At 70.3% G+C, this 10313-nt stretch carries 5 protein-coding genes; 3 read left to right on the top strand and 2 right to left on the bottom strand.

The window, feature by feature from the left end:
* Positions 1-94: 94 nt before the first annotated feature.
* Both ACFRIC_RS23435 and ACFRIC_RS23430 read right to left on the bottom strand, forming a co-directional pair.
* Positions 95-1624, bottom strand: a complete 1530-nt coding sequence (locus ACFRIC_RS23435) for a helix-turn-helix domain-containing protein (RefSeq protein ID WP_382788733.1) — start codon at positions 1622-1624, stop codon at positions 95-97.
* A gap of 228 nt (positions 1625-1852) precedes the next feature.
* Positions 1853-2047 (bottom strand): DUF4236 domain-containing protein, encoded by a 195-nt coding sequence (locus ACFRIC_RS23430; protein WP_266763518.1) that lies wholly within the window; start codon positions 2045-2047, stop codon positions 1853-1855.
* A 456-nt stretch (positions 2048-2503) separates the two neighbouring features.
* Here ACFRIC_RS23430 and acnA point away from each other — a divergent pair, with 456 nt between their 5' ends.
* The 3 genes from acnA (at position 2504) to ACFRIC_RS23415 (ending at position 10243) form a co-directional block, all read left to right on the top strand.
* Positions 2504-5218 (top strand): aconitate hydratase AcnA, encoded by a 2715-nt coding sequence (gene acnA / locus ACFRIC_RS23425; protein ID WP_382788731.1) that lies wholly within the window; start codon positions 2504-2506, stop codon positions 5216-5218.
* Between the two features lie 281 nt (positions 5219-5499).
* The gene (locus ACFRIC_RS23420) at positions 5500-6606 is read left to right on the top strand and encodes a lytic polysaccharide monooxygenase (RefSeq protein WP_382788729.1); all 1107 of its coding nucleotides are present in this window, start codon (positions 5500-5502) and stop codon (positions 6604-6606) included.
* A gap of 361 nt (positions 6607-6967) precedes the next feature.
* Positions 6968-10243: a GH92 family glycosyl hydrolase gene (locus ACFRIC_RS23415; RefSeq protein ID WP_382788727.1), complete on the top strand. Its 3276-nt coding sequence runs from the start codon at positions 6968-6970 to the stop codon at positions 10241-10243.
* Positions 10244-10313 lie beyond the last annotated feature (70 nt).

The following is a 10313-nucleotide window of genomic DNA, read 5'->3' as shown; positions in this document are numbered from 1 at the left end:
CACCACCGCGCCCCGCCGGACCGTGTGCTAACGGGTCCGGCGGGGCGCGGTGGTGTCCGCGGGGCGGGGGACTGGTCGTGTCCCCGGCGGCGGGTCAGATGTCGCGGAAGATCTCGATCTGGGCGCCGATCGAGTTCAGGCGCTCGGCGAGGTCCTCGTAACCGCGGTTGATGACGTACACGTTCCGCAGCACCGAGGTGCCGTCGGCCGCCATCATCGCGAGCAGCACGACCACGGCGGGCCGCAGCGCGGGCGGGCACATCATCTCGGCGGCGCGCCAGCGGGTCGGGCCCTCGACGAGCACGCGGTGCGGGTCGAGCAGTTGGAGCCGGCCGCCGAGGCGGTTCAGGTCCGTCAGGTAGATCGCCCGGTTGTCGTAGACCCAGTCGTGGATCAGCGTCTGGCCCTGCGCGGTGGCCGCGATGGCCGCGAAGAACGGGACGTTGTCGATGTTCAGGCCCGGGAACGGCATCGGGTGGATCTTGTCGATGGGCGCCTCCAGCTTGGAGGGCCGCACCGTGAGGTCGATCAGCCGCGTACGGCCGTTGTCCGCGAAGTACTCGGGCGTGCGGTCGTGGTCGAGGCCCATCTCCTCCAGGACCGCGAGCTCGATCTCCAGGAACTCGATCGGCACCCGGCGGACCGTCAGCTCCGACTCGGTGACCACGGCGGCGGCGAGCAGGCTCATCGCCTCGACCGGGTCCTCGGAGGGCGAGTAGTCCACGTCGACGTCGATGTTCGGCACGCCGTGCACGGTGAGCGTCGTGGTGCCGATGCCCTCCACCCGTACGCCCAGGGCCTCCAGGAAGAAGCACAGGTCCTGGACCATGTAGTTGGAGGAGGCGTTGCGGATGACCGTGACGCCGTCGTGGCGGGCGGCGGCGAGCAGGGCGTTCTCGGTGACCGTGTCCCCGCGCTCGGTCAGCACGATCGGCCGTCCGGGGGTGACGGACCGGTCGACACGGGCGTGGTAGAGGCCTTCGGTCGCGGCGATGTCGAGGCCGAACCGGCGCAGCGCGATCATGTGCGGCTCGATGGTGCGGGTGCCGAGGTCGCAGCCGCCCGCGTAGGGCAGCTTGAAGGCCTCCAGGCGGTGCAGCAGCGGGCCGAGGAACATGATGATGGACCGCGTGCGGATGGCGGCCTCGTGGTCGATGGACTCCATGTCCAGCGCGCTGGGCGGCACGATCTCGAGGTCGACGCCGTCGTTGATCCAGCGGGTGCGGACGCCGATCGAGTTGAGGACCTCCAGCAGGCGGTAGACCTCTTCGATCCGGGCCACCCGGCGCAGCACCGTGCGCCCCTTGTTCAGGAGCGTCGCGCACAGCAGGGCGACACAGGCGTTCTTGCTGGTCTTGACGTCGATCGAGCCGGACAGACGACGCCCGCCGACGACGCGCAGATGCATCGGACCCGCATATCCGAGCGAGACGATCTCGCTGTCGAGCGCCTCACCGATACGGGCGATCATCTCAAGGCTGATGTTCTGGTTGCCGCGCTCGATGCGATTGACGGCGCTCTGACTGGTGCCGAGCGCCTCGGCGAGCTGCGACTGTGTCCAGCCCCGGTGTTGCCGGGCGTCACGGATGAGCTTGCCGATACGTACGAGGTAGTCGTCTGCCATGGCGCGACCGTATATCGGATGTGAGATAAACAAAAGTGGAGCGCCGCCTTCCGAGTGATGGGGGTCACCAGGCGGTGTTCGAGGGGCAGTTCGGGTGCCGCGCGCCGGCGCGGCGACGGGGCTCGCGGGGTGCCTGCGGCTCCGCGAGCCCGTGTCGCCGTACGTGAATGCCGTGAAGAAGCGCTTCCGTGACGGTTCGTCGGGGTCAGACCCTTTGTCCCTCTTGGGTCACTTTGCCTTGCGCGTGGTCTTGCGCCACCCGAACGGCCCCGGCAGGTCCATCGACGTCGTCCTGCGTCCGGTGCTGCTGTGCGTGCGCTTCGGGCCGTTCTTTCCGCCCGAGGTGATGGACCACGACTTGCGGTTGATGTTGAGCCGCAGCCCGGGAAGGATCCGGAAGCTCTTGCGGAAGGTGAGCGGCATGGGTGCCCCCCTGTGTCGTCGTGCCGGGACTTTCCCGGCGGACACCGGGTACCCCGAAACGGCCCGGGTGTGCCTGTCCGTGCTTTCGGTGTGTCAACTTCCGGCGAGGGTCGGCGCCATGGCCGTCCGGGCGCGGGACCGGTCCGGAGGCGGCTCGTCGGCGGCGGGGGTGCGGATGCGTCCCCGCGGCCGGGTGATGCCGGATGATGCGGGCATTCCGCCCGCGCCGGGGCAAGGGGTGCGGCCCGGACATGCGGGCGTGCGGACATGACCTGCCCGCCCCCATGCACTAGAGTTATCTCGACATCGAGATATCTGCCGAGGCGTACCGCAGCAGCACGCCGCCATCGATCCGACGGTAAGGGTTACCTAACTTAGCCTTACCTTAGCGGATCGGCCATGGCGTCGTGGCGGCAGGATGCGGTGGGAACGCGCACATCAATGAAGGAGACTGTCGTGTCGGCGAACAGCTTCGACGCCCGCAGCACGCTGCAGGTGGGCGACGAGTCGTACGAGATCTTCCGGCTGGACAAGGTGGAAGGCTCGGCTCGCCTTCCGTACAGCCTGAAGGTGCTGCTGGAGAACCTGCTCCGCACGGAGGACGGCGCGAACATCACCGCCGATCACATCCGTGCGCTCGGCGGCTGGGACTCGCAGGCCCAGCCCAGCCAGGAGATCCAGTTCACGCCCGCCCGCGTGATCATGCAGGACTTCACGGGCGTGCCCTGTGTCGTCGACCTCGCCACCATGCGTGAGGCCGTCAAGGAGCTCGGCGGCGACCCGGCCAAGGTCAACCCGCTCTCCCCGGCCGAGCTGGTCATCGACCACTCCGTCATCGCCGACAAGTTCGGCACGAAGGACGCCTTCGGCCAGAACGTCGAGCTGGAGTACGGCCGCAACAAGGAGCGTTACCAGTTCCTGCGCTGGGGCCAGACCGCCTTCGACGACTTCAAGGTCGTCCCCCCGGGCACCGGCATCGTCCACCAGGTCAACATCGAGCACCTGGCCCGTACGGTCATGGTCCGTAACGGCCAGGCGTACCCCGACACCCTCGTCGGCACCGACTCGCACACCACCATGGTCAACGGCCTCGGTGTGCTCGGCTGGGGCGTCGGCGGCATCGAGGCCGAGGCCGCGATGCTCGGCCAGCCGGTCTCCATGCTCATCCCGCGCGTCGTCGGCTTCAAGCTGACCGGCGAGCTCACCCCGGGCACGACCGCCACCGACCTCGTGCTGACCATCACCGAGATGCTGCGCAAGCACGGTGTCGTCGGCAAGTTCGTCGAGTTCTACGGCGAGGGTGTGGCCGCCACGTCGCTGGCCAACCGCGCCACCATCGGCAACATGTCGCCGGAGTTCGGCTCCACCGCCGCGATCTTCCCGATCGACGGCGAGACCATCAAGTACCTCAAGCTCACCGGCCGCTCCGAGCAGCAGCTCGCGCTCGTCGAGACGTACGCCAAGGAGCAGGGCCTCTGGCTCGACCCGGCGGCCGAGCCCGACTTCTCCGAGAAGCTGGAGCTCGACCTCTCCACGGTCGTCCCCTCCATCGCCGGCCCGAAGCGCCCGCAGGACCGCATCGTCCTCGCGAACGCCGCCGAGCAGTTCAAGAGCGACGTGCGCAACTACGTCGCCGACGACGACGAGGCGGGCAAGGAGTCCTTCCCGGCCTCCGACTCCCCGGCGGCCGCCAACGGCGTCCCGTCCAACCCGGTCACGGTCACGGCCCCCGACGGCTCGACCTACGAGATCGACCACGGTGCGGTGACGGTCGCGGCCATCACCTCCTGCACCAACACCTCGAACCCGTACGTCATGGTCGCCGCCGCGCTCGTCGCGAAGAAGGCCGTGGAGAAGGGCCTGACCCGCAAGCCGTGGGTCAAGACCACCCTCGCCCCGGGCTCCAAGGTCGTCACCGACTACTTCGACAAGGCGGGGCTCACCCCCTACCTCGACAAGGTCGGCTTCAACCTGGTCGGCTACGGCTGCACCACCTGCATCGGCAACTCCGGCCCGCTGCCGGACGAGGTCTCCAAGGCCGTCAACGACCACGACCTCGCGGTCACCTCGGTCCTCTCCGGCAACCGGAACTTCGAGGGCCGTATCAACCCCGACGTCAAGATGAACTACCTGGCCTCCCCGCCGCTGGTCGTCGCCTACGCCCTCGCGGGCTCCATGAAGGTGGACATCACCCGCGACGCGCTCGGCACCGACACCGAGGGCAAGCCGGTCTACCTGGCCGACATCTGGCCCTCCGAGGCCGAGGTCAACGACGTCGTGGCGAACGCCATCGGCGAGGACATGTTCAGCAAGTCCTACCAGGACGTCTTCGCGGGCGACGCCCAGTGGCAGGCGCTGCCGATCCCCGAGGGCAACACCTTCGAGTGGGACCCGCAGTCGACCTACGTGCGCAAGCCCCCTTACTTCGAGGGCATGACGATGGAGACCACCCCGGTCTCGGACATCGCCGGCGCGCGCGTCCTCGCCAAGCTGGGCGACTCGGTCACCACCGACCACATCTCCCCGGCCGGTGCGATCAAGGCCGACACCCCCGGAGGCAAGTACCTCACGGAGCACGGTGTCGAGCGCCGTGACTTCAACAGCTACGGCTCGCGCCGCGGCAACCACGAGGTCATGATCCGCGGTACGTTCGCCAACATCCGCCTGCGCAACCAGATCGCGCCGGGCACCGAGGGCGGCTACACCCGCGACTTCACGCAGGACGGCGCCCCCGTCTCCTTCATCTACGACGCCTCGCGCAACTACATCGCGCAGGGCATCCCGCTGGTCATCCTGGCCGGCAAGGAGTACGGCTCCGGCTCGTCCCGCGACTGGGCCGCCAAGGGCACCGCGCTCCTCGGCGTCAAGGCCGTCATCGCCGAGTCGTACGAGCGCATCCACCGCTCGAACCTCATCGGCATGGGCGTCCTGCCGCTCCAGTTCCCGGAGGGCGCCACGGCCGAGTCCCTCGGCCTGACCGGCGAGGAGACCTTCTCCTTCACCGGTGTCGAGGAGCTCAACAACGGCACCACCCCGCGCACGGTGAAGGTCTCCACCGACACCGGCGTCGAGTTCGACGCGGTCGTCCGCATCGACACCCCCGGCGAGGCGGACTACTACCGCAACGGCGGCATCATGCAGTACGTGCTCCGCAACCTGATCCGCAACTGACCACTCAGGTGACGCAGTTGTAGGCAGCTCCGCAGGAGTTCGAGGGCCGCATCCCCGGTTGACGGGGGTGCGGCCCTTCGCCGTGCCCCCGACGCGCCGCAAGGCGTCGGCGCCCGCCGCCCGCCCCCGCCCCCGTGAAGGCGGCGCGCCGGGCGTTTACAGGGGATCCCGGGTGCGTTACGTTCCGCATGAGGTGGGAGCGCTCCCATAAGCGGACCGGAACCCGCCCCGGAGCCGCTCCCGCCTCGCCCCGATCCCGCACACCCCACGAAGGGATTGTCATGCACCTATCAGATCTCAGGCGAGCGGCGGGGGTGGCGCGACCGCCGCTGCCCCGATTACGGCTCCCCGGCCGCCGCCCGTCCCCCTTCCTCGTCCTTCTCGCCCTGCTGGCCGTGCTCCCCGCCCTCGCCCTGATCGTCACGACCGGCACCCGGGCCGAGGCGCACGGCACCCCCATGAAGCCCGGCAGCCGCACCTTCCTGTGCTGGCAGGACGGCCTGACCGACACCGGCGAGATCAAACCGGTGAACCCGGCCTGCAAGGCGGCCCAACAGGTCGGCGGGACCACGCCGTTCTACAACTGGTTCTCGGTCCTGCGCTCGGACGGCGCGGGGCGAACCCGCGGCTTCGTCCCCGACGGCTCGCTGTGCAGCGGCGGCAACGCCAACTTCTCGGGCTTCGACCTGCCCCGCTCCGACTGGCCGTTGACCCATCTCACCGCGGGCGCGACCGTCGACTTCGCGTACAACGCCTGGGCGGCGCACCCCGGTTGGTTCTACGTCTACATCACCAAGGACGGCTTCGACCCGACCAGGACGCTCACCTGGGACGCGATGGAGGACCAGCCGTTCCTCAGCGTCGACCACCCCCCGCTCAACGGCACCCCGGGCACGGTCGAGGCCAACTACTCCTGGAGCGGCAGGCTGCCGGCGGGCAAGAGCGGCCGCCACCTCATCTACATGGTCTGGCAGCGCTCGGACAGCGCCGAGACCTTCTACTCCTGCTCCGACGTCGTCTTCGACGGCGGCAACGGCGAGGTCACCGGCATCCACGACCCGGGCAACCCGACCGAGCCCCCGCCCGGCACCTGCTCGGCGACGCGGCGCACGACCAACTCCTGGCCGAGCGGCTACCAGTCCGAGGTGACGGTGACCAACACCGGTACGGTCCCGATGCTCGGCTGGATGGTCGACTGGACGCTCCCGGGCGGGCAGTCGGTCGCCAGTCTGTGGAACGGCAACGCGACCTACGGCGGGCAGGACGTGATGGTGCACAACGCCGACTGGAACGGCTCGCTGAGTCCGGGCGGCAGTGCCACGTTCGGGTACGTCGTCACAGGCGCGGGTGCTGATCCGTCGACGGCCCTTCCCTGCCGGGTCGGCTGAACGAGCGACACTCGGGGCGGACCGGGTGGGTGGGTTCGGACCCACCCGGTCCGCGAGCCCGGACGCGGCGGGGGAGGCCCTGCCCGGGATGGTGCGGCTTGTGGCGACCGATGTGCGCGACAACGTTGTCGAACGGTCTGCTCCCGACTCTATCGCCTCAACGGACAACGATGTCAAGAACGTTGACGGACAGCCTCGGCCCATCGGCGCCGATCGGGGGGTGCGGCTCCATCGGAGTGTGCGGCGGGCGCGGCTCCGACGGCGCGGGCGGTCTTCCGTGGTACCCGTGGCGCACGTTACTGTCCCTGCGGCTTGTGCGACCTGTGGTGCGCGACCCGTCCGAAGGAGGAGGGGCCGCGTCATGCGTTTCCGTCCGTCATCGTTACTGCTGGCCGTCGCCCTGACGGTCGCCGGCGCCACCCCGGCGCTCGCCGCGCCGTCGTCGGCGCCGCCGGAACTCGTCCAGGACCCCACGGCGTACGTCGACCCGTTGATCGGCACCAGGAACGGCGGCAACGTCTTCCCCGGCGCCGTCACGCCCTTCGGCATGCTCTCCTGGAGCCCGGAGAACACCCGCGGGGACGCCACCCGCACGGCCGCGCCCGGCGGCTACCAGTACGACGCCACGCGCGTCCGGGGCTTCAGCCTCACTCACATGTCCGGAACGGGATGCGCGGGCGGCAGCGGCGACATCCCGTTCTTCCCGTACGCGGGCGAGGTCACCTCGTCCCCGGCGACCGACACCAAGGACGCCGTCTACGCGGCGGGGTTCGCGCACTCCGACGAACGGGCCGAACCCGGCCACTACAAGGTGGGGCTCGCCTCCGGGGTGACCGCCGACCTCACGGCGACCGCGCGCACCGGCTCGGGCCAGTTCACCTACCCCGCCGACAAGCCCGCCTCGATGCTGATCCGCACCGCCAACTCCGAGGTCGGGTCGACGGATTCGACCGTGCGGATCGACCCGGCGACCAGGACCGTCTCGGGCTCCGTCACCTCCGGCAACTTCTGCGGCTACCTCGACCCCGAGGGCCGGCGCTCGTACTACACCCTGTACTTCACCGCCCGCTTCGACCGCGCCTTCAAGACCACCGGCACCTGGCAGGACGACCGGCTGAGTCCGGGGGCCACCGAGGCGAGCGGCGGCACCGGGGGCTTCACGCAGGGCGGCCGGCCCGTCGCGGGCAAGGGAGCAGGCGGCTACGTGGAGTTCGAGCCGGGCGCCGACCCGGTGAACGTCAAGGTCGGCATCTCCTACGTCAGTCAGGACGGCGCCACCGCCAACCTGGACGACGAGAACCCGCCGTCCCGCTCCTTCGCCTCCGTCCGGCGGGCCGCCCACCGCGCCTGGCGCGAGCGGCTCGGCGCGATCGGCGTCGGCGGCGGCACCGACGGCGACCGCACCACCTTCTACACCGCGCTCTACCACGCGCTGCTGCACCCGAACGTCATCAGTGACGCCGACCGCAGATACCGGGGCCCCGACGACAAGGTGCACAAGGTCGGCAGGGGCCACGAGGCGCAGTACGGCACCTTCTCCGGCTGGGACGTCTACCGCTCCCAGGTCCAGCTCCTGACCCTGCTCGACCCGGACACCGGCTCCGACATCGCGCAGTCGCTCCTCGAACTCGCCCGGCAGAACGGGGGAGTCTGGGACCGCTGGCTGCATGGCGCGAGCGGCACGCACGTCATGAACGGCGACCCGTCGGCGCCCGCCCTCGCGGGCATCCGTGCCTTCGGCGGCACGGACTTCGACCTGCGCGGGGCGCTGGGCTCCCTGGTGAAGGCGGCGACGGTGCCGACCGAGCAGGACCGCTCGCCGGCGGGCAAACCGGTGCTCTCGGTGGGCCAGCGCCCCTCGCTGGACCAGTACCTCGAACACCACTACATGCCGTCCGTGTCCAACGCCTGGGGCGGCGCGGCCGAGACGCTGGAGATGTCCGGCGCGGACTTCGCGATCTCCCAACTGGCCAAGGCGGCCGGGGAGAAGCAGACCGCCGCCGAGTTCGCCGAGCGTGCGCAGTGGTGGCAGAACAACTTCAACATCGCGGCCGACCCCGGCGGCGGCTACGTGGCCAACCGGAAGGCCGACGGGAGCTGGGTCACCGGCTTCACCCCGGCGACCGGCAACGGTTTCGTCGAGGGGACCGCGGCCCAGTACACCTGGATGGTGCAGCACGACCCGGCGGGGCTCTTCGCCGCCATGGGAGGGCGCGACAAGGCCCTCGACCGCCTCGACACGTTCTTCCACGACGAGGACGGGAGCTGGGCGTTCAGCGGCAGCGGCGGTGACAAGTCCGAGCTGGACAACGAACCGTCGGTCAACGTGCCCTACCTGTACGACTACGCGGGCGCGCCCTACAAGACGCAGGAGACCGTCCGCGCGGCGATGGCCCGGCTGTGGTCGACGAAGCCCGAGGGCATCCCCGGCAACGACGACCTCGGCGAGATGTCGTCCTGGTACGTCTTCTCCGCGCTCGGCATGTACCCGCAGGTGCCCTCCCGCGCCGAACTGACACTGGCCTCACCGCTGTTCCCGAGGATCGAGATCGAGCGTCCGGGCGGCGCCGACATCGAGATCCGGGCCCGGGGCGCGGCCGCGGACAGCCCCTACGTCCAGTCGCTGCGGGTCGACGGCCGCGGCAGCGAACGGCCCTGGCTGCCGGCCTCCTTCGTCCGTGAGGGCGGCACCTTGGACTACACGCTGTCGGCGACACCGGACAAGAGCTGGGGGAGCGCCGAGTCGGCCGCGCCGCCCTCCTTCCGCACGGGTGAGCAGCCGTACCAGATCGGTGTGGGCCCGACGGCGGCGACGCTCGCGCCCGGCGGCAGCACCGCGCTCGACATCCGCGCCCTCGCGCTCGGCGGCGGCGCCGGTCCCGAGGTCCGTTTCCGGGTCGAGGTGCCCGCGGGGGTGACGGCGAACCCCGCCGAGGGCACGGTGACCGACGGCGCCCGGCGGATCGCCCTCACCGCGGCGGACGACGCCGAACAGGGCTTCTACGACGTCAAGGTGACGGTGACCTCGGGCGACACGTCGTACGCGCAGCCGGTGGCGCTGACGGTCGCGGCCCCGGGGACCCTCCTCGCGGCCTACGACAACACCGGTGTCTCGGACGACACCGGGGACCACTCCGAGGCTGACTACGACGGCGGCGGCTGGAGTTACTCCCGTCAGGCCCTCGCCGACGCGGGCCTGACCCCCGGCGGCCGGGGAACGGTGGACGGGCTCGCCTTCACCTGGCCGAAGTCTCCCTCCGGCCGCCCCGACAACGCCTCGGGCTCCTCACAGACCGTCGAACTGAGCGAGCCGGCCGGCCGGCTGTCCTTCATCGGCAGTGCCGTGAACGGCAACCAGAAGGCCACGGCGACGGTCACCTACACCGACGGCGGCACCGACTCCGTGGACCTGTCCTTCACCGACTGGACCGTCGGCGGCGGGGGCGGCACCGTCCAGTACGGCAACCTGACCGTCGCGAGGGCGGCGTACCGCAATGTCGCCGGTGCCGACAAGGATCCGGTGGCCACCTACGTCTTCGCCACCAAGCCGTTCGCGGCGCCGGAGGGAAGGACGATCAAGAGCATCAGGCTCCCGGACAACGCCGATCTGCACGTCTTCACCCTCGCGGTGGGCTGACACGCACACGGACGCCCGTGCACGAACGCGGGGCGGGCCCGGAGTCTCCTCCGGGCCCGCCCCCTTTTCC

It is taken from the genome of Streptomyces sp. NPDC056738 (genome assembly GCF_042790435.1).
In the GTDB taxonomy this organism is placed as follows: Bacteria; Actinomycetota; Actinomycetes; order Streptomycetales; family Streptomycetaceae; genus Streptomyces.
The sequence above is the reverse complement of the archived record's forward strand: the minus strand, read 5'-3'. Positions and strand labels throughout refer to the sequence as shown.

Bases quoted from the DNA above. Each gene is read 5' to 3' on its own strand.
- ACFRIC_RS23435 (WP_382788733.1), bottom strand. From the start codon at position 1,624: ATGGCAGACGACTACCTCGTACGTATCGGCAAGCTCATCCGTGACGCC.
- ACFRIC_RS23420 (WP_382788729.1), top strand. From the start codon at position 5,500: ATGCACCTATCAGATCTCAGGCGAGCGGCGGGGGTGGCGCGACCGCCG.
- ACFRIC_RS23415 (WP_382788727.1), top strand. From the start codon at position 6,968: ATGCGTTTCCGTCCGTCATCGTTACTGCTGGCCGTCGCCCTGACGGTC.
- ACFRIC_RS23430 (WP_266763518.1), bottom strand. From the start codon at position 2,047: ATGCCGCTCACCTTCCGCAAGAGCTTCCGGATCCTTCCCGGGCTGCGG.